Source organism: Acetobacter indonesiensis (genome assembly GCF_000963945.1).
GTDB classification, from domain to species: domain Bacteria; phylum Pseudomonadota; class Alphaproteobacteria; order Acetobacterales; family Acetobacteraceae; genus Acetobacter; species Acetobacter indonesiensis.
Genome location: NZ_BAMW01000168.1, coordinates 1 through 235, shown reverse-complemented (window position 1 = coordinate 235; position 235 = coordinate 1). Strand labels below are relative to the sequence as shown.

General features: G+C 50.6%; 1 protein-coding gene. It reads left to right on the top strand.

Annotated features, from left to right (window positions below; all coding sequences use genetic code 11):
* The coding region (locus Abin_RS15730; protein ID WP_048848600.1) for a hypothetical protein at positions 1-235 on the top strand (235 nt) is incomplete at both ends.

The window sequence follows — 235 nt, the reverse complement described above, 5'->3', positions numbered from 1 at the left end:
ACCGATAAAAAGTTGATCGCCCGCGAAAGAGCTGCTGATCTGTATACACGTACAGGTGGCTTCTTTCATAAGGCCCGGACTTTGGACGAACAGGCTTCCCCTTCTCTTTTTCAAAGGGCAGGGAGCGACACGAAGACGGTTGAAGCGATCCGGTCTCTGATCACGCGGATCAACCTCATTCCGGAGAATGGTGTTCTTGGAATTTTCCTTGAGGGTGATTTAGCTGCGATGCTGA